Annotated in this window: 24 protein-coding genes and 1 tRNA gene; 16 read left to right on the plus strand and 9 right to left on the minus strand. The window is 66.5% G+C overall.

All coding sequences use genetic code 11. The features are described from left to right. The first annotated feature begins 42 nt into the window (after nt 1–42). The 3 genes from gcvT (at nt 43) to ABD974_RS05760 (ending at nt 3,008) form a co-directional block, all read left to right on the plus strand. A complete protein-coding gene (gene gcvT, locus ABD974_RS05750) occupies nt 43–1,164 on the plus strand; it encodes a glycine cleavage system aminomethyltransferase GcvT (protein ID WP_345302337.1) in 1,122 nt (373 codons plus the stop codon). Between the two features lie 193 nt (nt 1,165–1,357). Beyond that, nucleotides 1,358–1,753 carry a glycine cleavage system protein GcvH gene (gcvH, locus tag ABD974_RS05755; RefSeq protein WP_345302338.1) on the plus strand — a complete coding sequence of 132 codons (396 nt, stop codon included), beginning with the start codon at nt 1,358–1,360 and terminating at the stop codon, nt 1,751–1,753. A 925-nt stretch (nt 1,754–2,678) separates the two neighbouring features. After that, nucleotides 2,679–3,008 (plus strand): hypothetical protein, encoded by a 330-nt coding sequence (locus ABD974_RS05760; RefSeq protein ID WP_345302339.1) that lies wholly within the window; start codon nt 2,679–2,681, stop codon nt 3,006–3,008. Between the two features lie 294 nt (nt 3,009–3,302). Here ABD974_RS05760 and ABD974_RS05765 read toward each other — a convergent pair whose 3' ends face one another. Continuing rightward, nucleotides 3,303–4,658, minus strand: coding sequence for a serine hydrolase domain-containing protein (locus ABD974_RS05765; protein WP_345302385.1), 1,356 nt, complete (start codon nt 4,656–4,658; stop codon nt 3,303–3,305). 268 nt (nt 4,659–4,926) lie between these two features. Here ABD974_RS05765 and ABD974_RS05770 point away from each other — a divergent pair, with 268 nt between their 5' ends. The 3 genes from ABD974_RS05770 (at nt 4,927) to ABD974_RS05780 (ending at nt 8,133) form a co-directional block, all read left to right on the plus strand. Beyond that, nucleotides 4,927–5,151 (plus strand): LemA family protein, encoded by a 225-nt coding sequence (locus ABD974_RS05770; RefSeq protein ID WP_345302340.1) that lies wholly within the window; start codon nt 4,927–4,929, stop codon nt 5,149–5,151. Nucleotides 5,152–5,224: 73 nt separating this feature from the next. Then, nucleotides 5,225–7,135, plus strand: a complete 1,911-nt coding sequence (locus ABD974_RS05775) for a M48 family metalloprotease (RefSeq protein WP_345302341.1) — start codon at nt 5,225–5,227, stop codon at nt 7,133–7,135. A 44-nt stretch (nt 7,136–7,179) separates the two neighbouring features. After that, the gene (locus ABD974_RS05780; protein ID WP_345302342.1) at nt 7,180–8,133 is read left to right on the plus strand and encodes a M61 metallopeptidase family protein; all 954 of its coding nucleotides are present in this window, start codon (nt 7,180–7,182) and stop codon (nt 8,131–8,133) included. On the opposite strand, the gene ABD974_RS05785 is transcribed toward ABD974_RS05780, so the two are convergent. The 3 genes from ABD974_RS05785 to crp are packed head-to-tail and all read right to left on the minus strand — an operon-like array spanning nt 8,111 to nt 9,741. Next, nucleotides 8,111–8,515, minus strand: a complete 405-nt coding sequence (locus tag ABD974_RS05785) for a zf-TFIIB domain-containing protein (protein ID WP_345302343.1) — start codon at nt 8,513–8,515, stop codon at nt 8,111–8,113. The genes ABD974_RS05780 and ABD974_RS05785 overlap by 23 nt on opposite strands. 56 nt (nt 8,516–8,571) lie before the next feature. Then, the gene (locus ABD974_RS05790) at nt 8,572–9,048 is read right to left on the minus strand and encodes a GNAT family N-acetyltransferase (RefSeq protein WP_345302344.1); all 477 of its coding nucleotides are present in this window, start codon (nt 9,046–9,048) and stop codon (nt 8,572–8,574) included. Between the two features lie 3 nt (nt 9,049–9,051). Beyond that, entirely contained in the window at nt 9,052–9,741 is a 690-nt protein-coding gene (gene crp / locus ABD974_RS05795) for a cAMP-activated global transcriptional regulator CRP (protein WP_345302345.1), read from the minus strand. A gap of 186 nt (nt 9,742–9,927) precedes the next feature. Here crp and speD point away from each other — a divergent pair, with 186 nt between their 5' ends. Then, complete coding sequence (gene speD, locus ABD974_RS05800) at nt 9,928–10,722, plus strand: adenosylmethionine decarboxylase (RefSeq protein WP_345302346.1); 795 nt, start codon at nt 9,928–9,930, stop codon at nt 10,720–10,722. Between the two features lie 76 nt (nt 10,723–10,798). Here the strand turns inward: speD and coq7 are convergent, their stop codons facing one another. Both coq7 and ABD974_RS05810 read right to left on the minus strand, forming a co-directional pair. Continuing rightward, nucleotides 10,799–11,443 carry a 2-polyprenyl-3-methyl-6-methoxy-1,4-benzoquinone monooxygenase gene (coq7, locus tag ABD974_RS05805; protein WP_425562632.1) on the minus strand — a complete coding sequence of 215 codons (645 nt, stop codon included), beginning with the start codon at nt 11,441–11,443 and terminating at the stop codon, nt 10,799–10,801. Then, a complete protein-coding gene (locus ABD974_RS05810; RefSeq protein WP_345302348.1) occupies nt 11,440–12,714 on the minus strand; it encodes a (Fe-S)-binding protein in 1,275 nt (424 codons plus the stop codon). The genes coq7 and ABD974_RS05810 overlap by 4 nt, the downstream gene beginning before the upstream one ends. 101 nt (nt 12,715–12,815) lie before the next feature. Here ABD974_RS05810 and rplM point away from each other — a divergent pair, with 101 nt between their 5' ends. The 5 genes from rplM to ABD974_RS05835 all read left to right on the plus strand — a co-directional run bounded on the left by rplM (nt 12,816) and on the right by ABD974_RS05835 (nt 15,823). After that, nucleotides 12,816–13,244 carry a 50S ribosomal protein L13 gene (rplM, locus tag ABD974_RS05815; RefSeq protein WP_345302349.1) on the plus strand — a complete coding sequence of 143 codons (429 nt, stop codon included), beginning with the start codon at nt 12,816–12,818 and terminating at the stop codon, nt 13,242–13,244. Between the two features lie 3 nt (nt 13,245–13,247). Beyond that, entirely contained in the window at nt 13,248–13,640 is a 393-nt protein-coding gene (rpsI, locus tag ABD974_RS05820; protein ID WP_345302350.1) for a 30S ribosomal protein S9, read from the plus strand. Between the two features lie 95 nt (nt 13,641–13,735). Continuing rightward, a tRNA-Gln gene (locus ABD974_RS05825) sits at nt 13,736–13,810 on the plus strand. A gap of 453 nt (nt 13,811–14,263) precedes the next feature. After that, nucleotides 14,264–14,734 carry a hemerythrin domain-containing protein gene (locus ABD974_RS05830; RefSeq protein ID WP_345302351.1) on the plus strand — a complete coding sequence of 157 codons (471 nt, stop codon included), beginning with the start codon at nt 14,264–14,266 and terminating at the stop codon, nt 14,732–14,734. Between the two features lie 54 nt (nt 14,735–14,788). Further along, nucleotides 14,789–15,823, plus strand: a complete 1,035-nt coding sequence (locus tag ABD974_RS05835) for a DUF3050 domain-containing protein (protein ID WP_345302352.1) — start codon at nt 14,789–14,791, stop codon at nt 15,821–15,823. Between the two features lie 219 nt (nt 15,824–16,042). Here the strand turns inward: ABD974_RS05835 and ABD974_RS05840 are convergent, their stop codons facing one another. Together ABD974_RS05840 and ABD974_RS05845 are read right to left on the minus strand one after the other, a co-directional pair. Beyond that, the gene (locus ABD974_RS05840) at nt 16,043–16,648 is read right to left on the minus strand and encodes an acyl-homoserine-lactone synthase (RefSeq protein WP_345302353.1); all 606 of its coding nucleotides are present in this window, start codon (nt 16,646–16,648) and stop codon (nt 16,043–16,045) included. 268 nt (nt 16,649–16,916) lie between these two features. Beyond that, the gene (locus ABD974_RS05845; protein ID WP_345302354.1) at nt 16,917–17,672 is read right to left on the minus strand and encodes an autoinducer binding domain-containing protein; all 756 of its coding nucleotides are present in this window, start codon (nt 17,670–17,672) and stop codon (nt 16,917–16,919) included. A 237-nt stretch (nt 17,673–17,909) separates the two neighbouring features. On the opposite strand from ABD974_RS05845, the gene ABD974_RS05850 reads away from it, so the two are divergent. From ABD974_RS05850 to maiA, 4 genes are all read left to right on the plus strand, one after another. Next, nucleotides 17,910–18,653 carry a 2OG-Fe dioxygenase family protein gene (locus ABD974_RS05850; RefSeq protein WP_345302355.1) on the plus strand — a complete coding sequence of 248 codons (744 nt, stop codon included), beginning with the start codon at nt 17,910–17,912 and terminating at the stop codon, nt 18,651–18,653. 68 nt (nt 18,654–18,721) lie between these two features. Beyond that, nucleotides 18,722–19,708 carry a fumarylacetoacetate hydrolase family protein gene (locus tag ABD974_RS05855; RefSeq protein WP_345302356.1) on the plus strand — a complete coding sequence of 329 codons (987 nt, stop codon included), beginning with the start codon at nt 18,722–18,724 and terminating at the stop codon, nt 19,706–19,708. Further along, the gene (gene ybiA / locus ABD974_RS05860; protein WP_345302357.1) at nt 19,708–20,271 is read left to right on the plus strand and encodes a riboflavin biosynthesis intermediates N-glycosidase; all 564 of its coding nucleotides are present in this window, start codon (nt 19,708–19,710) and stop codon (nt 20,269–20,271) included. Before ABD974_RS05855 ends, ybiA begins: the two co-directional genes overlap by 1 nt. Next, nucleotides 20,268–20,927: a maleylacetoacetate isomerase gene (gene maiA, locus ABD974_RS05865; protein WP_345302358.1), complete on the plus strand. Its 660-nt coding sequence runs from the start codon at nt 20,268–20,270 to the stop codon at nt 20,925–20,927. The genes ybiA and maiA overlap by 4 nt, the downstream gene beginning before the upstream one ends. Nucleotides 20,928–21,005: 78 nt before the next feature. Here the strand turns inward: maiA and ABD974_RS05870 are convergent, their stop codons facing one another. After that, nucleotides 21,006–22,136, minus strand: coding sequence for a PilT/PilU family type 4a pilus ATPase (locus ABD974_RS05870; protein WP_345302359.1), 1,131 nt, complete (start codon nt 22,134–22,136; stop codon nt 21,006–21,008). Nucleotides 22,137–22,155: the final 19 nt, after the last annotated feature.

The raw sequence follows: 22,155 nt of genomic DNA on the forward strand, positions 1-22,155 counted from the left end.
CCGCTCTGGGATAATGCGCGCCTTTCCCCGCAGGCCGCCTCGATGACGCAGAAGACCATCCTCAACGACGCCCACCGCGCCCTCGGCGCGAAGATGGTCGACTTCGGCGGCTGGGACATGCCGATCAGCTACGGCTCGCAGATCGACGAGCACCACCAGGTCCGTCGCGACGCCGGCATGTTCGACGTTTCGCACATGACCGTGGTCGATCTTCGCGGCGCGAACACCCGCGGCTTCCTCCGCCGTCTCGTCGCCAATTCCGTCGACAAGCTGCAGAAGCCCGGCAAGGCGCTGTACACCTGCATGCTCAACGAACAGGGCGGCGTGATCGACGATCTGATCGTCTATTTCCTCGCCGAGGATTTCTTCCGCCTCGTGGTCAATGCCGCCACCCGCGACAAGGATCTGGCATGGATCACCGCACAGGCCGCCGCGTTCGATGTGAGCGTCGCCGAGCGTCCCGAGCTGGCGATGATCGCGGTGCAGGGCCCGAACGCGCGCGCCAAGGTGATCGGCCTGCTGTCCGCCGATACCGCCGTCGCCGCCGGCAAGATCGGCAAGTTCGTCGCGACCGAGGCGGTCACGCGCGATGGCACGCCGCTGTTCATCGCCCGCACCGGCTATACCGGCGAGGACGGTTTCGAGATCGTCGTGCCGGAAGACAAGGCGGTCGCGCTGTGGGAGGCGCTGCTCGCCGCGGGCGTGAAGCCGGCCGGTCTCGGCGCGCGCGACACGCTGCGGCTGGAGGCCGGCATGAATCTCTACGGGCAGGATATGGACGAGGCCGTCACGCCCTACGAAGCCGGTCTGGCCTGGACCGTCGCCCTCGATGCCCTGGGCGATGGCGGGCCGCGCGACTTCATCGGCCGCGCCGCGCTCGAAGCGCAGCAGGCGACGGGCGTGCCGCGGTGCATGGTCGGCCTGGTGATGGACGAGAAGGGCGTGCTGCGACATGGCCAGACCGTGCTCACCGCCGCCGGCGACGGCGAGATCCTCTCCGGCACCTTCTCGCCGACCCTGGGCAAGGCGATCGCATTCGCACGCGTGCCCGCCGGCGACCTCGTCGGCGAGGTGCGCGTCGACATCCGCGGCAGGTCGGTGCCTGTGCGCGTCGTCAAATTTCCCTTCGTGCGCGACGGCGCCAGTCTGGTGCCCGAAAAATGATTCCGGTCTCGTCCACGACTGCGGGCGGTGCGCAGAAAACCGCGGCCGGCGGCACGACCTCGTCCGCATGCGGTCTTGACCGGATCGTCGAGCACCGAAATTTCGCGTGCGGGTATTTGACCGCCGCCGCCGCGCTTCTACACTAGCCGCACCCAGCCCCTTCCACCGCCACCACACCCCTGCGGAGCCCAAGATGAGCGAGATTCCCGGCGACCTGAAGTTCATGAAGTCCCACGAATGGGCCCGCGTCGAAGGAGACGGCAAGGTCACCGTGGGCATCTCCGATCACGCGCAGGGCCTGCTCGGCGACCTCGTGTACGTCGAACTGCCGAACATCGGCGATCGCGTCGAAGCGGGCAACGCCTGCGCCGTCGTCGAATCGGTGAAGGCGGCCTCCGACGTGTATGCGCCGGTCAGCGGTACGGTCGTCGCGGTCAATGCGCCGCTCGCGGACAAGCCGGAGACCATCAACGAGGACGCCTACGGCGAAGGTTGGCTGTTCGTGGTCGAGGTCGAAGAGCCCGACCAGCTCAACGAACTGCTCGGTCCCGACGACTATGCCGAGTTGTTGGAAGACGACGAGCACTGATGTCGCGCGCGCGCCGCGCGCCGGGTCCTGCCTCCCGAAGAAGCCGTTCGCATCCTGCGGACGGCTTTTTCATTGGGCCCGCGTTGCGATTCGCCTGCCCATCCAGCCGCGTCGAACCGCGATCCGAACGCGCTTCGACTGCGCGACGAGGATGTCGCGCGCACCGCATCTAGGCGTCGGATGGCCGGTAGAAGTTCGCGCACTTTCGCGCAAACCGGCTTGTGCGGCGCGAAAATCCGACGACTCCGACGAAGGTCGGATTTCTTCCGTTCACTCGACGCGGTGCGTCGATGCGCGTCGAGTCGCAAGTGGATCTGGAAACCGGATCGCTGTCGGAGTCCGCGAAAAAAAGCACTTAAAAAAAGATGTTTCGTTTCGGGCAAACCGTGCCGGTCGCAGTCGGCGAGGCGCCATCGCCGTCGCATGCGCAAGGCGAGTGCCGAGCTCCGCGCATGTGGATGACCGCGCGTCGCGGGAACTTTTTTCATGCGGGGTGTTGACAGTGGAAAAAACCGTGATTAGGTTTCGCCCCAAGTGTTGCATCAGCAGAAGCGAGTGAGTCCTTTCAAGACAAAAACGCGAAGCCCAATCCGATCTTCCGTCCGGACCCGCGTTCCGGTGGAAACAGGCTTCGTCTCCTCTGCCAAAATCCAAGTCGTCCGCGAGCAGGATCGCTCGCATCGTCTCGACCCGCGGCCCATCCGGCCCCGGGTTTTCTGTTGCCCGGCGCTGGCGCGCGACGGTCGAGCAGGCAACGAAGGCGATCACAAGCGCATCACCCGGGCGTCGCGGTTGCGGCGTTCGACAGAATCCGTACCGGCTTGCCTAGTGCGCCGGCGGTGGATGGCGGGTCCGACTCCCGCGATCCTGTTGTTGTCTGGGCCGTAATACCCAACGCAAGTCCACTGACGAGGAGAGCCATATCATGGCTGTGAAGAAAGCTGCGAAGAAGGCCGCCAAGAAGGCGACCAAGAAAACCGTGAAGAAGGCCGCCAAGAAGGCTGTCCGCAAGACCGCGAAGAAGGCTGCCAAGAAAGCCACCAAGAAGGTCGCCAAGAAGGCGGCCAAGAAGACCGTGAAGAAGGCTGCCAAGAAGACCGCGAAGAAGGCAGCCAAGAAGACCGCGAAAAAGGCCACGAAGAAGGCCGCCAAGAAGCCGGCCAAAAAAGCTGCAAAAAAAAAGGCTAAAGTAGCCAAGCGCGCCAAGAAGGCTGCGCCGGCCGCCGTGCCGGCAGCACCCGCGCCGATGATGTAAGCGACATCCCGATTAGCGGTATCCGAAACTCCCTCTCCGCGTGCCCAGGCGGAGAGGGAGTTTTTTTATGTCTGTCCCGAAGTGCGGGGCGCGCGCTCGCGGTCACCAGTCAAGGGATGCCCACCGGGTCAGGATCCGACGCATGGAGAAGTGATGCGTTTTTGGGAACGTGCGCAAACTGCGGCAGGCAGCATATTCGCCTGATTGATCGCATCAGGCGCGGTTTCTGATTGACGCCGGCGTATCAGGTCGATCGGGATCGAGCGAACAGCGCCGCATACCGGCGCATGGATATCACTCCGGCTTTGCGTTGGAGACCGATGCTTCGGCGCCGCCGCTCGCCGCCGGCGTGTCGGGCAGCTTCGGCAGGCCCTGGGCGTAGAGCCCTTCCTCCAGCGGTTCGGGCTCGCTCTCGAGCCAGCGCTGCGGCGTCGCGCCGATCGCACGGTCCAGGATCGTCGGCAGGAGTCCGGAGGGGGCGCTGCTGTTCGCGTTCCAGAGAATGGCGACGCCGAGGTCGCGTTCGGGCATCAGCGCGATCACGCCGCGGTAGCCCTGGACTGCACCGCCGTGGAAGACCACGCGGTGGCCGACGTAGTCGTAAACGCGCCAGCCCAGGCCATAACCGGCGGCATTGAGACGATCGCGCCGCCACTGCGAGCCACGCGTTTCCGATGGCGTATCGATCAGCGGCGCGTGCAGCGTCGCGAGGAGCGCACCGGACAACACATCGGGACGGTGGCCGCCCTGCGCCAGCAACCACTGCGCCATGTCGCTGGCGCTGGCGTTGACGCCAGCGGCCGGGGCGACACGGTAGTAGGTCGGCTTCGGCTGCACGGCGGTCCATCCGCGGCCGGCACGCACGTGCGGTTTGGCCCAGCGCGCGCTCGCGGCGATGCCCTCCAGACCGTAGCTGGCGTCATCCATGCCGAGCGGTTTGAACAGTCGCTGCGCGACCCATTGTTCGAAGGGCTGTCCGCTGGCGCCCTGCACCACATCACCGATCAGGCTGTAGGCGATGTTCTGGTAGGCGTAGCACTCGCCCGGGGCGCACTGCATCGGGGTGTAGGCAATCTTGCGCACGAGCGCGGGATACTCCGCGTTGCGTTCGAGGTCGCGGTCGAAGGCATTGTGGCCGATGCCCACCCGATGGCTGAGTACGTCGGCCACGGTCAGTTGCAGCGATGCGCGCGGATCCGAGAATTGCAGGGTCGGGTAATAGTCGATTACGCGGCTGTCCCAGCGCAGGCGACCTTCGTTGATCAGCATGCCGGTCGCGGTGGCGGCGAAGGACTTGGACAGCGATGCCAGTCGGAAGACGGTGTGCTCGTCGACGGTCTCGGGTCGATTCACGTCGGTGATGCCGTAGCCGCGCGCGCTGAGCACGCGGCCGCCCTGCACGATCGCCATCGCCAACCCGGGAACGTTCTGCCCGTTCACGAGGTTCTGCGCGAGCGCCTCGAATTCCGCCACCTCGAATCCGCTGGCCAGCGGAGCCATGCGCAGGTCTTCGCCGGGGTAGACGCGGGCCATCGTCGCGCGGCTGGAGTAGAGGCCGGCATTGCCGATCGTCGCGCCGTGGCTGCTGGCTGCATTCTCCCAGCGCAACGGCGTCTGTGCGGACAATCCTGCGGCCAGCGGCAACAGCATCGCCACCAGGCCGGTGCGTCGTGCGAGCGCTGTGGCGGAGCGCGCCTGGGCGTGCGCGGATGTCGATGAGCGATGGCGCCGCGTCTTGTCTTTCATCGCGAGTCCCCCCTGCGTATGCTTCGCCAGCAGGTCAGTATCGGTGTGGTGTCCGCTGCGGTCGTTGACGCGCATGACCGCCTCCGCATCCGGGACGTGACTGGCAAGACCCGGTGATTTCCAGCCGATCATAGCGCCTGTTTCGCCATTTGCATGAACAAGGGGAGATTCGATGGGTATTTTGTTGATACTGCTCGCAATTCTCACGATGTTCCTGCTCTGGGGCGTGGCCGGCCACGGCGGTCTGATCATTTCGCGGAACGGTTGCCGGGATGCCCTCGCCCCGATCGATGTGCGATTGCGGCGCCGATTCGACCCGGTTCCGGATCTGGCCGCGGCCACGCCAAGTCCCGGCGACCGCGCCGGGATGCGCGAAGCGCCGAAGGTGCAGTTCTGATCTCGCGGCCGACTCCCGTGGGCGATGCCGGCGCGCTTCGTCCGTCGCCCGCCATCGACCCCAGACATCGCGCATGAATGTCTTCGAACGCCAGGCCGCCGCGCGCAAGGCCTCCTTCCGCTTGCTGTTGCTGTTCGCACTGGCCGTGCTCGGCATCGTGCTGGCGGTCGATTTCTGCGTCTGGATCGCGATCGTCGCCCGGGACGAGGCCACGCCGGCACAGACGCTGGCCATTCTCGGCGCGGTCTCGCTGGTCCTGATCGCGACGATCGGGCTCGGCTCGCTCTACCGCATCGCCACGCTGCGCGACGGTGGAGAGACCGTCGCGCGACAGATGGGCGGCGTACCGGTGCCCGAACAGACCCGCGATCCGCAACTGCGGCGCCTGCGCAACGTGGTCGAGGAGATCGCGATCGCGTCCGGCGTGCCGATGCCGAAGCTCTACGTGCTGGAACACGAGGCCTGCATCGATGCCTTCACCGCCGGCCATGCGCCCACGGACGCGGCGGTGGCGGTCACCCGCGGCGCGCTGGAGCGACTCAACCGCGACGAGTTGCGGGGCGTGATCGCGCATGAATTCAGCCATGTCCTGAGTGGAGACATGCGGCTGAACATCCGCATGATCGGTGTGCTGTTCGGAATTCTGATGCTGGGGGTCGCGGGCCGCAGGATGCTCGAACACGGCCGCTTCGGCGGACGCGACAAGGGCGCCGCCGCGATGTTGGTCGCGGCGCTGGTGACGATGGCCGCGGGTTGTCTCGGCCTGTTCTTCGGACGCTTGATCAAGGCCGGGGTCAACCGTTCGCGCGAGCGGTTGACCAATGCTTCGGCGGTGCAGTCCGCTGGCCAGGCCACGGGCCTTGCCGGCGCGCTCAAGAAGATCGGCGGCGTGGGCGAGGGCGCGACGCTGGCGCGTGGTGGCGATGCCGAAGAGGTGAGCCACATGCTGTTCGGCGATTCCGTTGGCTTCAAGGGCCTGTTCGCGACCCATCCGCCACTGCTGCAGCGCATTCAGGCGATCGAGCCGGACTTTCGTGCCGACCAGCTGGCGAACCTGCAGCGGCGGTGGATGAGCGAGCCGCCCAACGGTCTGGAGGAGGATGCCCGTCTCGGCCGGAGCGACCTCGGTGCGCGATTGCCCGGGCTCGCGAGCACCTTCGCCGTCAGTCCGCCGATGATCGTGGCCCGGGTCGGGCATCCGTCGGGCGGCGATTACCGATACGCCGACATCCTCCTCTCGGAGATTCCAGCGGCCCTGCGAACCCTGGTCGCGAGTCGCGACGACGTCGTACCGCTGCTGCTTGCGCTGCTGCTCGACGAAGATCCAGCGGTGCGGGCGAAGCAGCATGCCGAGATCGGTGCGCGGCTGGGAAGACAGACCGCGGTGCTGACCGACGCGCTGCGCAGCGAACAACTCGGCGGCCTGCATCCGATGCTGCGGCTGCCGCTGGTGGCGCTCGGGTTTCCGGTCCTGCGCCTGCGGCCGCGTCCCGATCTCAATATCGTGCTCGACACCGTGCATGCGATGGTGAACACCGATGGTCGGATATCGCTCTTCGACTACGCGCTCGGTTCGCTGTTGCAGGCGCAGGTGCGCGAATCGCTGGATCCTTCGCTGCACCGACCTTTCGGTCGCGGTCGCGCCGCGCAGGCCGGATCCGCGATCGCCGCATTGCTTGCGCTGGTGGCGCAGGCCAGCCACGACAACGATCAAGACGCGCTGCGGGCGTATCTCGCCGGTCTGCAGCGCGTGCTCCCGCACGCGCACATCGATTACGCGCCGCCCGCCGAGGGCGTGCTCGCGCTGGAAACGGTCTGGCCGGTGCTCGATGCGCTCGCGCCGGACGCGAAACAGGCGCTGGTGGAGGCCTTGACCGCCGCGGTGAGCCACGACGGTCGCCTGCGCGTGGCCGAGGCCGAACTGCTGCGCACCGTCTGCGGTGTGTTGCATTGCCCGTTGCCGCCGATGCTGGAGCAGCGCTGAGCGGCCGAGCGGAACTTCACGTGCCATCCGGGCTCGAACGCATCATGAGACTGCGCGCTCTACTGTTCGTGGCCGGTCTCGCGCACGCCGGCGTCGTGTCGGCTTGGATCGGGCCCGATCACCGGCAGCTGCATATCGTCCGCGCCGGCGAGACTACGCTCACGATCGAAGTCGTCGGCATCGAAGATCCGGCACGAGTCGCCATGCTGCAACGCTGGGCCGAAGAGGCTGCTCGCGCGACGCTGCCGCCGTCGGGTCGATTCCCGCTGGAAGAGGCGTACGTGCGCATCCTCGAGATCGACAGCCGCGACGACAGTCCGGTGCCGTGGGGACAGATCTCGCGCGACGATACGGTGTCGGTGCTGTTGTACGTGCGTCGAGATGCCGCCGACGAAGCACTGCGCGCGGACTGGACCGCGGTGCACGAGTTTTCGCACCTGGCCCATCCGTATCTCGGCGAGCGCGGGCGCTGGCTCGCCGAAGGCCTCGCGAGTTATCACCAGAATCTGCTGCGCGCCCGCGCGGGCCTGCTGGCGCCCGATGAGGCGTGGCGACGCCTCGATGCCGGTTTCCGCCGCGGCGAGGCCGCGGGACCGGGGCCGGCCCTGGACGCGATCGGTCGCCGCCGCGACGGCACGATGCGCGTGTACTGGGGCGGCGCGGCGTATTGGCTGGAGATGGACCTGGCGTTGCGGCGGGACCACGGCACGACCTTGCAGGAAGTTTTGGACCGCCATGCCCGCTGCTGCCTTGACGGCGTTGCGCAGGTCGCACCGGAAGACTTCGTGGCCGCACTCGATCGCTCCGCCGGTATCGATCTATTCGCACGGCGATATCGCGACTACGCCGAGATCACGACGTTTCCGTCGCTGGATGAGAGCTATCGAGCGCTCGGGATCGCGCGCGAGGGCGATGCGATCGTGCTTTCGGTCTCGCCCGAGACGCGCGCGTTGCGCGAAGCGCTGACGGCGCCGCTCAGGCCCGCGGCTCGCCGGTGAAACGCTTGAGGAAGCCGCCCAGGCCCGAATCGTCCTCGTCGTCCGCGAAGTCGCGGAACTCGCCGGCGTCGTAGAAGCGGCCGTAGCAGAACTTGCAGCTCTCGAAGCGGATGTGCGGCTGGTGCGGGTCGACCATGTGGATCAGCGGATAGTGATCGCAGGCCGGGCAGAGCAGGGTCGCGGATGCCGGCGCGGTCGGGTCGAAATACTCGTCCGCGGCCGGCGCCTTCGGCTCGGCCGGATCGATGCGCTCGGCTTCGTCGCGCAGTTGTTCGTGGGCCATGATCTCGAACCACATCCCTTGGCAGCCCTCGCAGCGATGGACGGGCTCCTGCAGGTCGGGCAGCAGGTGCATCGTGGCTTGGCACTTGGGACATTGCATGGCGGGCGGACCGGTGTGTGGGTGGGTGGCCGCCTATTCTGCCGCAGCGATCCGGCTCAGTCGCCGAGCAGTTTGACGAAACGCACCGCGCCCTCGGAGAAACCGCAGGCGCGGTAGAACGCGTGGGCTTCGGTGCGGTGGCCGGCGCTAGTGACTTCCAGGCGCGCGGCGCCGCCGAGCCTGGCGCGGCGCTCGGCATCTCGCAGCAACAGGCGGCCCAGACCGAGCCCACGGGCCTCGGGCAGGACCACCAGCGCGGTCACCCGGCAGGTGGTGGTGCCCAATGGCAGGTAATACATGAAGTCGAGCGACAGCAGCCCGCAGACGCCGCCGCGATGCCGCGCCACCACCAGCGCCTGGCGGTCGTTGTGCAGGACCGTGGCGATGCGTTCGGCGGCATCGGCCGCTTCGCAGGGATAGCCCAAGGCGCCGAGCAGGGCTGCGACATCGTCGGCGTCGGCCGGGACCGCCCCGCGCAGGTCGAGGTCGTCCCCGTCCGGGTGCGGCCCGGATGCGCCGTGCGCCGTCGTCATCGTTCAGCGGGTGCCGTACACCACCACGGTCTTGCCGCGGGCGTGCAGCTTGCCGTCGGCCTGCAGCTTCTTCAGCACGCGCCCGGCCATCTCCCGGGAACAACCGACCAGACGGGCCAGCTCCTGACGGGAGACGCGCAACTGCGTGCCCTGCGGGTGGCTCATGGCTTCCGGTTCGCGGGTCAGATCGTGCAGCGCGCGGATGATGCGGTCGGTGACGTCGAGGAAGGCCAGACGACCGGCCTTGCGGCTGGTGTCGAGCAGACGGCGCGACAGCTGGGCGCCGATCGCGTAGATCAACTGGGCGGCGTCGCCGGCCAGCGGACCTTCCAGCAACTGGTACAGGCGCTCGTAGCCGATTTCGGCCAGCTCGCACTGGGTGCGGGTGCGCAGGATCACCTCGCGGCGGTCGCTTTCGACGAACAGGCCCATCTCGCCGACGAATTCGCCCGGCCCGAAGTAGCCCAGCACGAGTTCGCGCCCGTCTTCTTCCTCCGTGATGATGCTGACCGAGCCCGAGATCACGTAATAGAGCGTGCCGGCCGGGTCGCCAGGGCGGAACACCTCGGTGCGTGGCGGGTAGCGGCGGCGATGGCAGTGCGACAGGAAGCGCTCGATGGTCGCGACCGTCGGGGCGAGCGGATTGGCGTTGCGGCGGAGGGGGGTCAGCGTGGCCACGGGGGATGGTTTCATGCGAGCCAGAACGGAAGAATTGGCAAGAGTAGGCCTTTGTCACGATTCGGGCAAACTGCACCGTATCGCGGACGCCCGATCCCAGGCGGCCCGTCGCCGATGCTGCGGTGCGGCACCGACTCCCCCCCGGGGGCGCTATGCCGCATAATCGCGCCCCAACCTCCGTACCCCCAAGGAATCGATGCCGTGGTCAAGCCGCTGCCGCGTCTGAAGCTGCAAGGCTTCAACAACCTGACCAAAGCGCTGTCCTTCAACATCTACGACGTGTGCTACGCCGTCTCGGAAGAGGAGCGCCAGCGCTACATCGCGTACATCGACGAGGAATACAACGCCGACCGCCTGACCCAGATCCTGACCGACGTGGCGGAGATCATCGGTGCGAACATCCTCAACATCGCCCGCCAGGACTACGACCCGCAGGGCGCCTCGGTCACCATCCTCATTTCCGAGGAGCCGGTGATCGACAAGAAGGACGCCGGCAAGGAGATCATCTCCGACGCCGTCGTCGCCCACATGGACAAGTCGCACATCACGGTGCACACCTATCCGGAGACCCATCCGGACAACGGCATCGCGACCTTCCGCGCCGACATCGATGTCGCCACCTGCGGCGTGATCTCGCCGCTGAAGGCGCTGAATTACCTGATCGAAAGCCTGGAGTCCGACATCGTGGTCATGGACTACCGGGTGCGCGGCTTCACCCGCGACATCAAGGGCAGGAAGCATTACATCGACCACAAGATCAATTCGATCCAGGACTATCTGGCGAAGAACATCAAGTCGCGCTACGAGATGCTCGACGTGAACGTGTACCAGGAAAACCTGTTCCACACGAAGATGCATCTCAAGGAATTCGATCTCGACAACTATCTGTTCGAGGAGAAGGCCAAGAATCTTTCGTTCAAGGAACGCATGAAGATCGAGGCCCGTCTTCGCCGCGAGATCGAAGAGCTGTACCAGGGACGCAACCTGGCGGAGTGATTCTCGCAGTGGGCAGCAAAAAAGCCGGCGTTTGCCGGCTTTTTTCGTTTCGGATGTTGGCCCCGTCGTCCGCGGCTCATACCCGGTAGGCGACGGCTTTCATGAGTTTCGACGCGGCGGCCATGAGCGTGGGCACCGGCTGCGGCAGGGCGCGCGCGCCGGCCGCCTGGGCGTGATCGGCGTGGCGCGCTTCATCCTCCTTCATGGTTTCCAAGATCGCGCGACTGCGTCCGTCGGCGGGCGGCAGCGTCTGCAGATGTTCTTCGAGATGCGCCTCGACCTGGCGTTCGGTCTCGACCACGAAGCCGAGATTCCAGCCGTCTCCGCGCAGGCCGGCGAGGACACCGATGGCATAGCTGCCGGCGTACCAGACCGGGTTAAGCAGGCTCGGACGGCTGTCCAGTTCGCGCAGCCGGTCGGCGCACCAGGCGAGGTGATCGGTTTCCTCCTGCGCGGCGTCCAGCAGCTGCGCCCGCGTCTGCGGATCGCGCGCCACCGATGCCTGCCCCACGTACAGCGCCTGCGCGCAGACCTCGCCGACATGATTGATGCGCATCAGCCCGGCGGCATGCCGGCGTTCGGCGTCGTCAAGCACGACGTCGGCTTCCTGCGCCGCGGGGTTCGGGCGCGCGGCACGCGGTGCGCCGGCCACGGTTTCCAGCGCGTTCTGCGCGTCGGCGAGCAGACGGTCGAGCGGCGACAGCGGACGGGATCGGGTCATGCCAGACATTCTGCAAGAAATTCGAGCGGGTGCTGCACCGGCAGCGCCGTACCGTTGGCCAGATGCAACCGGCAACCGGTGTTGGCGCTGAGCAGACGAGTCGCGCCGCTGGCGGCGAGCTGGTCGAGCAGCGGCTGGCGGAAGCGTGCGGCGCGGCCGGGATCGCTCAGCATCTGCGTGCCGGCGGCGCCGCAGCAGCCGAAGCCCGCGTCCAGCGGCACGATCTCGAGTCCGGGCACACGGGCGAGCAGGGCGTGCAGCGCGCCGACGCTGCGGACCAGGTTGCGCTGGGTGCAGGGCAAGTGCAGCGCGACGCGTTCGGCCCGGTTCGCGAAGCGGAGCCGGGCCGCGCGTTCGGCGACGACATCGAGCGCGTCCCGGACCTCGCACTGGCCGCGCAGGCCGTCGGCGAGCGCTTCGTGGCAGCCGCTGGCGAGGCTCAGCACCGTGCGCTGACCGGCGAACGCCGCGCGATTGCGCGCAGTCAATTTCTCGGCGCGCCCCGCGTCGCCGGCATGCGCATGCAGACTGCCGCAGCAGCCCTGATCGTCGGGAACGACGATCCGCAGCCCGATCGCCCCACCCAGGCGATGCAATGCGGCATGGAGCGATGCGTCGTAGCCGCGGGCGACGCAACCCGTGAACAGGGTGGCCGTGGCGTCCGCCTCTGTCGCGCGAGGGCAGGGCGTTTCCGGCGGGGCAGGCGGCCGCGGGAGCGGCCGCGCGCGCGCGGGGAGCAGTGGCCAGACAATCCGGTAGGTGGTCAGAAGCGCGGTCATGGCGCGGGGATGCGCCGTGAGCCATTCCGTCATGCGCTGGCCGGCCGAAGCCGGGCGCCTGGCGCGTTGCCGGACCCTGGCGCCGGCCAGCAGGTCGCCGTAGCGCACGCCGGCCGGGCAGACGGTTTCGCAATGACGGCAGCCCAGGCAGGCATCGAGATGAGCTTCGCCGGACGGCGTCGGGGCGGCCGTTCCGGTCTCCCACGCCTTGATCAGCGCGATCCGGCCTCGCGGCGATTCGGCCTCCAGCGCTTCCATGCCGTACGTCGGGCAGACCGGCAGGCACAGGCCGCATTGCACGCACTGGTCGGCCAGAGCGGTGAGCGACGGGGTGTCGGGGGCGGGGCAGGGCGGAGTCACCGCATCATCTTCCGGCAAGGCGGAGCAATGCGCGAGCCGGCCGCATGGGAGGTGCTTCGGAAGGGTCGGCTTGCGATCGAGGTGCCGCGAGGCTATGATTCCGCTTCTTTGTGACCCCGGCCCCGGGTTCACGACGACAACGCGAGGCGACGTTCCGGCGGTTTCTCTCGAGGAATTCCTCGAAGGTCCCGTCCGCAACCAGCCCGACCAGGTACCCCTCTCAAGAGTTCCCTATGAAGACTTTCACCGCCAAGTCCGAGACCGTCCAGCGCGACTGGTATCTCGTCGACGCTTCCGGCAAGACCCTCGGCCGTCTGGCCGCTGAGCTTGCCCGCCGCCTCCGCGGCAAGCACAAGCCCGTCTATACCCCGCACGTCGACACCGGCGATTACCTCGTGGTGATCAACGCCGAGAAGATCGCGGTGACCGGCAACAAGCTGCAGGACAAGAAGTATCACCGCTTCACCGGTTACGTCGGCAACCTGAAGACCGAGACCCTGGCCCAGGCGCTGGAGCGCCACCCGGAGCGCGTGATCGAGATCGCCGTGAAGGGCATGCTGCCGAAGAATCCGCTCGGCCGCGCCATGTACAAGAAACTGAAGGTGTACAAGGGTTCCGAACACCCGCACGCCGCCCAGCAGCCGCAAGTCCTGGATATCTAAACGATGGCTACTCAGCAGAATTACGGCACCGGCCGTCGCAAGTCCTCCGTCGCCCGCGTGTTCCTGCGCAAGGGCACCGGCACCATCACCGTCAACGAGCGTCCGCTCGACGAGTTCTTCGGTCGCGAAACCGCCCGCATGATCGTCCGTCAGCCGCTCGAACTGACCAAGACCACCGACAAGTTCGACGTGGTCGTCACCGCCACCGGCGGCGGCACCACCGGCCAGGCCGGCGCCATCCGTCTCGGCATCGCCCGCGCGCTGGTGGAATACGACGAGTCGCTGAAGTCCGAGCTGCGCAAGGCCGGTTTTATGACCCGCGACGCCCGCGAAGTCGAGCGCAAGAAGATCGGTCTGCACAAGGCCCGTCGCGCCACCCAGTTCTCGAAGCGCTGATCGCTTCGAACGGACCGGGAGCCCACGGCTCCCGGTTCCGGACGCTGTACTGGCGACGCCATTTTGGCGTTACAATTGCAGCGTCGCAGTTCCACAGCCCCGTCGCCAAGCGGTAAGGCACCTGACTCTGACTCAGGCATTCGGTGGTTCGAATCCATCCGGGGCTGCCAGTTCCAAACGAAAGCCCGCCGTCAGGCGGGCTTTCTCATTGGAGCGTCTGCACAGGCGCATGGCCCACCGCAAGGTGGGCTTTTTCTTGGGCCGCAGGTAGGCTTTTCGGGGGTCGTATGTTCTCGTGCGCGCGCTGTCGCGCGCACCGGCGGTTTCGGTGTGCAGCGCGGCCGGCGGGAGCGGATTTTGCGCCTGTCGGAGACTGCAGGCATTGCACGGCGCGCGATCGGCGATTGAGACGGGTTTGGCGAATCCTCAACCGCAACATGACCTGTTCGCGCTTGTGGCCGGACATCCGTCATTCCTGTCAGTTCTGACAGGTACACGAGCCCAAGGGCCTGCGGCTATGTTCATCAGGTCGGCGTTTGCCGACGGATCATTCAACAGGGGATGTTGTGTTCGATTTTCTCAGGAAGTGGTTGGGGGGCGGGCAGGGACCGAGATCGCAGGCGTTGCCGCAGGGCGTTCCGACACTGGAACAGCGGCGTGCCGGCGTCGGCATCGCCTATGACGCGAATCTGGTCCCCTCGCTGAAGCGGGACCATGCCGATCTGGTGCAGCTCTACGGCGCGATCGGCGATCTGGCCCGGCAAGGGGATTTCCAGCAGATCCCGCAGATGCTCAATGCCTTCAAGGTCCATCTCGAAGGGCATCTGATCGCCGAGAACGTTCGTTTCTACAATTACGTGGAAAGCTCGATGCAGGGCGACGCCGAAAGCACGGCGCTGGTGCGCAGCTTCCGGCGCGAGATGAACGCGATCGCACGCGGCGTCGTCGATTTCGTGAAGAAATATCAGCTCAGCGCTTTCGACCAGCAGGCGCGCGAGGAATTCATGGCCGACTACCAGACGGTCTACGGGTTGCTTGCGCAGCGCATCGAGCGCGAGGAAAGCAGCCTCTACCCGCTGTATCTCCCGCACTGACGGCTGGGGGGTCGCTTCCCGGGTTCCAACGCATACGCATGAAGACGCACAGGTTTGGCGACACAAGGATGTTTCGCTTCAGGGCGGCCGTTTAGGCGGTCGCCCGCAGGGATCCGGTTCCGGCGCACGCCGGTTCCGCGAGGCCCGGACTGGCCAGGGACGGTTTGGTTCGGGCGTTCCCGTTTTTCCCCAACCAGAGTGCTCGATCAAGGAGAACGTATGAAAAAGGAAGCGGACGCACAACAATCCGGTGGCAAGACGCACGCCCCGCGACAGAATGACGTCGTTCTGACCCAGGCGATGCGCCGATTGCGCCATGAGCTGGAAACGCACCCTGTTTTCGCGGAAATCGTTCACGTGGAGGCCCTGCGCAGTTTCATGCAGGTCCATGTGTTCGCAGTCTGGGATTTCATGTCGCTCGCCAAGCGCCTGCAACGCGATCTCACCTGCGTGGAACTGCCCTGGATGCCTCCGGCGAACCCTGTCGCGGCACGGCTGATCAACGACATCGTCCTCGCCGAGGAAAGCGATGTCGACGCCGACGGTCATCCCGCCAGCCATCTGGATCTGTACCTGAAGGCCATGCGCGATGTCGGTGCGTCGACCGATCAGTTCGATCACTTCATGCGTGAGTTGCGCGGGGGTGCCGGGCTCAGCGCCGCCCTGGCGGCCGCGGAAGTCCCGCAGTTCGTGCGCGACTTCGTCGAACACACGTTGCATACATGCCTGCACGGCACCACGCTCGAAACCATGGCCAGCTTCTTCTACGGCCGCGAGAACGTGATTCCCGACATGTTCCAGAGTCTGCTCGACCACTGGGGGCTCAGCGAGGCGCAGGCGCCGGGGTTCGTGTATTACCTGCAACGTCACATCGAGCTCGACGGCGACAGCCACGGGCCTGCGGCCAGCCGCATGATCGAGGCCGAACTCGAACGGCGCGAGGATGCGCTTCAGGAAGCCCGCGACGCCGCGCGCGGCGCTCTGCAGGCGCGCCGCGCGCTGTGGGACGGTGCGGCCGCGCTGCTGCGTGAGCGTCATGCGCCCGGCCAGTCGATGCCGGCGCGCCGGCTCGCTCCGGTCGCCGCCTGATCGCTTCCCGTGACAATGGGGTTCGAACAACCGGTCTGATCGTCGCCCGAAGATCGACCGGCCTGCCGACAGGCAGAGGTTCGCCGCTGCGCAACCCAGGACTCGAGCCGAGTTGCGCAGCGGTGCGGTAGCGTCCGACAGCGATCGGCCGTTGCAGTCGTCCCAAGGCATTGTCCCTATGCCCGGCGAGATCCGCGCGGATGCGCTCCTGCCTTGCGTTCAGGCCGCGCGCGAGACCTCGATCGCCGGCGCTGGGCCGACCACGCGCAGGTTGTCCTTCACTGGCAGGCTGAAGGCGAGACTCATCACTTCGCCGATCCGCTTCAATCTTCCCAGTCTCTGCACCGTCAGTCCGAGGTGTCGCAGCATCCGCTCGACCGGTGCGCTCGTCACGCCGACGAGTTCGTCCACGCCGCAGGCATCCGCGAAGCGGAACATGTCGGCCAACATCGATGCCGGGACCGGTCCGAATCCGAAACCGTCGCCCGCGCATCGTTGACTGATCGCGAAACGACTGACCTCCCACACGTCCGCACCGGCAGGCATTGCGGCCCCGTCCAGCAGGAACGGGAAAATATCGCGCAGCATGTTCGGCCCGAGCGTCGGCAGCAGCCGGCAACAGCCCAGCGCGGTCGCATGATCTTCGTGTGCGACCAGGTAATGCGGACCGATCAGATCGAACCAGTCGTGTTCGCGACCGTGTTCGACACGAACGTCCCAGCGGAGACGGTCGTGGAACACTTCGCAGCGCAGTCGATACATGCTGTCCAGTAGCGCGGCGCCGAGCCCGTGTTCGCCGGCGCGTCCGATGATGATCGAAGCCATGGTGTCTCCTCGTGTGTTGAGTGGGAGACATCAGTGAGCAGAACACCTGTCAGTCGTTGCAGCTGACCGACCTTACAGGTTGATCGAATACCGATTCCGATGTCGTGCGCGCCACGAATCACGGGCGAAAACGCTCGTTTCGGCATCGTTTCGGTATCTTTTCACGCGAAAAAATGAGCGTCGTAGACAAGCAAAACCTGATTGCATGAACGCATTGCGCGAAGCGACCGCCGGACGCGGGCGTGCAGCGGGGCTTGGAGACGCGGAATCAGTTGCGCAGGGAAACGATCAGGCCGAGCGAGATCGCGCGTGCGATGGCGGCCTGGCGGCCGCTGACGCCGAGTTTGTGGGTGGCGTTCTGGAGATGGAAGATCGAAGTGCGCTCGCTGATGTTCAGCAACTGGCCGATCTCCCAACTGGTCTTGCCTTCCGCGGCCCAGGACAGGCATTCGCGTTCGCGCTTGGTCAGCGCCGGCAGCCGGGTCGGTGTCTTGGAACGCAGGAACTGGCGTGCGGCTTCATGCACGAAATGCGAGAGCAGATGCAGATCCGGCAGGCATTCCTCGAAGTCGCTGGCGCTGAGGTTGCGCGAGGCGAACGACATCAGTCCCCAGGACACGCCGGGCCCGTGCAGCGGCACGCTGACGCCGTTGCAGAGCCCGAATTCGCGGGCCTCGCCGAACAGATGCCGGATTTTCTGCAGATGCGGATCGACGATCCTGCGGTGATGGTGCTGCGCTTCTTCCCAGGACACCGGGATCGCATGATCGTGGCAGTGGCTGATCACCGGATCGATGCTGATGTAGTCCATGTCGAAGTAATGGACCACCCAGGCTTCGGGATAGGTGCCCATGCGCAACTGGTTCGGGTGCTCGTTCACCAGCGGCAGGTCCACCGCGTAGAACCAGTAGTCGACGCCGAGCGGTTGGACCATGCGTTCGATGCGTGCGGTCAAGGCTTCGGTGCTGGGCGCATCCGCGAAGGCTCGCAATCTGTCGATGTCGATCAGCATCCTGCTAGCCATGGCTGTCCCTGCAGTGCCGCCCATTGGTTGGAACGAAGGAGCGCGGAGGCGGGCCGCGACGAGGGGGCGGCGATGCAGCGACGGACCGCCAGCGTGTCCCCGTCATGCCCGGTCAGAGCGCTAAAGTAGCAGGCTTGCCCCGCGTCGTGGAGCCCACGCACGATACGGTGCGGTGCAGGAAGTTACAATTGAAACCAACCTGCGGAGCAGCGGCCTCCGCCTTACCGGACTTCGCACATGGTCGTCACTTTCCAAGCGCCCTGCACCACTCGCGAGGCGCTGGCCGATACCCTGCGAAGCCGGGGCTATGCGGTACTCGCGCCTGCGGATGTCGCCACGCTCTGCGGCGCCAGCCTGGACGCGCTCGGTGCGCTCGCATCCGCCTGGGAGCAGTTGCCGCCCGACGACTATCTGCGCGACGGTGGGCGGTACCGGCGGCGGCGGCATGGCTGCTTCGTGGTCGGGCCGGATGCCATCGAGCAGGTCGCGCATCGCGCGCATTACCAGCCGCTCGACTACAACGCCCTGCACGGCGGCCTGCAGCGCTGGTTCGCGCCGATCGCACCGGACACCGCCGCCGCGCCGGCCTGGGGAAAAGTATTGGCGGCGATCGGCGCATGCCTGCGTCAGGTGCGGCCGGTCGACCGCTGGTACGTCGAGGCGCACCAGTTCCGGATCGACACCACCGACGGCATCGGCCGGCCCACGCCCGAGGGCGCGCATCGCGACGGCGTCGACTTCGTCGCGGTGTTCCTCGTCGGCCGGCATGCGATCCGCGGTGGCGAGACCCGGGTGTTCGACGCCAACGGCCCCGACGGTCAGCGATTCACCCTCTCTGCGCCCTGGAGCCTGCTGCTGCTGGACGACACCCGGGTGATCCACGAGACCACGCCGATCCAGCCGCAGCCGGGTGCCGGGGACGGGTATCGCGACACGCTCGTGTTGACCTACCGTGCCGGCGGCTTCCAGTCGGAAGCCTGACCGGCTGTGCCGGCCGATCAGTTACAATTGAAACCAATTCCATCCGCAATCCGAATGCCGAGGTTCCGATGAAACTGGGTTCTCTCAAGGAAGGCGGCCGCGACGGCACGCTGATCGTGGTGTCCCACGACCTGACCCGAGCCGTACGCGCAGACGGCATCGCGCCGACCCTGCAGCGCGCGCTGGAAGACTGGTCGAACGCCGCGCCGCGCCTGAACGCGCTTTCGGACGCGTTGAACGCCGGCGAAGCCGAAGGCGCCTTCGCGCTCGACATGCAGGCGCTGGCGTCGCCGCTGCCGCGGGCCTACGAATTCGTCGACGGCAGCGCCTACCTCCCGCATGTCGAGCGCGTCCGTCGCGCCCGCGGCGCCGAGGTGCCCGAGAGCTTCTACGTCGATGCGCTGATGTACCAGGCGGTCAGCGCCGGTTTCTACGGCCCCCGCGACCCGGTGCGGGTGCCGAGCGAGGACTACGGCATCGATCTGGAGGCCGAGGTCGTGATCGTGACCGACGACGTGCCGATGGCCGTGAGTCCCGAGCAGGCCGCCGGCCACATCCAGCTGATCGGTCTGGTCAACGACGTCTCGCTGCGCAATCTGATTCCGAACGAACTCGCCAAGGGCTTCGGCTTCCTGCAGTCCAAGCCGCGTTCGGCGCTGTCGCCGGTGTTCGTCACGCCGGACGAACTGGGCGATGCCTGGCGCGACAACAAGGTGCATCTGCCGCTGGTCACGCACATCAACGGTGCCTGGTTCGGCGCGCCGGAAGCCGGCGTCGACATGCAGTTCGATTTCGCCCAACTGGTCGCGCATGCGGCCAGGACCCGGCCGCTGTCGGCCGGCACGATCGTCGGGTCCGGCACGGTGGCGAACCAGGACACCTCGCTCGGTGCCTCCTGTTTCGCCGAGAAGCGCACGGTCGAAACCCTGGAAACCGGCAAGCCGATCACGCCGTTCATGCGCTACGGCGATGTGGTCCGGATCGAAATGCGCAGCCGCGACGGCGCCGACATCTTCGGCGCGATCGAACAGCGGATCGATCGTCCTGCGGGCTGATGGCAGAGACGCCGCGATCGGTCGAATCCCTGCTCGAACGCCTGAGCGCGGGCGAACGCTTGCGCTATCTGTACTTCTGGGGGCACCGGCCGCGCGCGGATGGTGTCGCCTCCGCTGCCTGTTTCAGCCAGTGGTATGACGCCCCTTTTTACCTGGGTGGCCTGCGCTACGCGACGGCCGAACACTGGATGATGGCGGAGAAGGCCCGTCTGTTCGGCGATGAGGCCGCACTCGCACGGGTGCTGGCGAAGGACGACCCCGCTGCGGCCAAGGCGGCGGGTCGCGGGGTTCTCGGTTTCGATGAAGCGACGTGGCGGCGACACCGCTTCGAGATCGTCGTCCGTGGCAATCGGGCAAAGTTCGCGCAGCATCCAGCGTTGCGCGCTTTCCTGATGGGCACAGGCGATCGGGTGCTGGTCGAAGCCAGTCCCGTGGATGCGATCTGGGGTATCGGACTTGCGGCGGACGATCCGCGCGCGCAAGATCCGGCTCGTTGGCTGGGTCTGAACCTGTTGGGGTTCGCGTTGATGCTGGTGCGCGAGACTCTCGGAGAAGCGGCATGAGCGAACACCTCAAGCTCTATGGCTACTGGCGCTCCAGCGCGGCCTACCGGGTGCGGATCGCCCTGAATCTGAAGGGTCTGCACTACGAACAGGTGCCCGTGCACCTGATCCGCGACGGCGGCGAGCAGCACGCGCCGGACTACGCGTCGACCCATCCGCAGAAGCTGGTGCCGGTGCTGCAGCACGGCGAGCGCAAGGTGCGGCAGTCGCTGGCGATCATGGAATACCTCGAAGAACTCTGGCCCGACCCGCCGCTGTTGCCGCTCGCGGCGCGCGACCGTGCGCGGATACGCGCTTTGGCGCTGCTGATCGCCTGCGACATCCATCCGTTGAACAACCTGCGCGTGCTGCAGTATCTGGAACGCGAATGGAATGCGCCGCAGCCGGAGCGCGACGAATGGGTGCGGCACTGGATCGCCGAGGGCTTCCGGGCCTTCGAGGCGATGCTGGTCGAAGATCTGTCGCGTGGCGCGTTCTGCGAAGGCGACAGTCCTGGCATCGCCGACTGCTGCCTGGTTCCGCAGGTCTACAACGCGCGCCGGTTCGGCGTCGATCTCGAACCCTTCCCGACGATCCGGCGGATCGAGGCCGAATGCCTCGCGCTGCCCGCCTTCGACGCCGCGCGCCCCGAGCGTCAGCCGGATGCGCCCGGCTAGACGCGCGCCGCGCGGGCTTCGCAACGAAAACGCCCCGGTCGATGCCGGGGCGCTTGATCGGTGCGACCGACGTGCCGGTCAGTGCGAGAAGGACGAACTGCCGTCCCCGCCCTCGAACGCCACCGCATAGGGGTCGTGCTCGCTGCTGCCGCCCTCGGAGAGGCGGAATTTCAGCGCCAGGCCGTCGCGGGAGTCCGCGGCGCGCAGCGCCTGTTCCATGTCGATCTTGCCTTCCTTGCACAGGCGGAACAGGCACTGGTCGAACGACTCCATGCCTTCTTCCAGCGTCTCTTCCATCGCCGCCTTGATCTCGTGCACCTGGCCGCGGCGCAGCAGGTCGCGGATCATCGGCGTGTTGATCAGCACTTCCACCGCCGGAATGCGGCGGCCGTCGGTGCCGACCACGAGCCGCTGGCTGATCACCGCCTTGAGGTTCAGGGCGAGGTTCATCAGCACGTTCTTGTGCGCGCTTTCCGGGAAGAAGTTGAGGATGCGCTCGATGGTCTGGTCGGCATTGTTCGAATGCAGCGTCGCCAGGCACAGATGGCCGGTTTCGGCGAAGGCGATGGCGGCCTCCATCGTGGTGGCATCCAGGATTTCGCCGATCAGGATCACGTCCGGCGCTTCGCGCATCGCGTTCTTCAGCGCGTTGTGGAAGGCGTGGGTGTCCAGGCCGACCTCGCGCTGGTTCACGATCGACTTCTTGTGCTTGTGCAGGTACTCGATCGGATCTTCGATGGTCAGGATGTGGCCGGCCGCGGTGGTGTTGCGGAAGTCGATCATCGACGCCAGCGTGGTCGACTTGCCCGAGCCGGTGGAGCCCACGATCAACACCAGCCCGCGCGGGGCCATGATCACGTTCTTCAGCACCTGCGGCAGTTGCAGTTCCTCGATGCTGGGGATCACGCTGCGGATCGCGCGGATCACCATGCCGACCTCGCCGCGCTGCTTGAAGACGTTCACGCGGAAGCGGCCGGCATCGGCCAGCGACAGCGCCATGTTCAACTCCAGGTCGCGCTCGAACTCCGGTACCTGGCCTTCATCCATCAGCGAATAGGCGATCTTCTTGACCATGCCCGGGGGCAGGCCGGTATTGCCGAGCGGATACAGTTTGCCTTCGACCTTGATATGCACCGGCGCCCCGGTGGTCAGGAACATGTCGGAGGCGTTTTTGTCCGTCATCAGCTTCAGGAAATAGCCGATGTCCATCGATGAACCTCCCCGAGAG

This window comes from Lysobacter hankyongensis, from assembly GCF_039543145.1.
Taxonomy (GTDB): domain Bacteria; phylum Pseudomonadota; class Gammaproteobacteria; order Xanthomonadales; family Xanthomonadaceae; genus Lysobacter_I; species Lysobacter_I hankyongensis.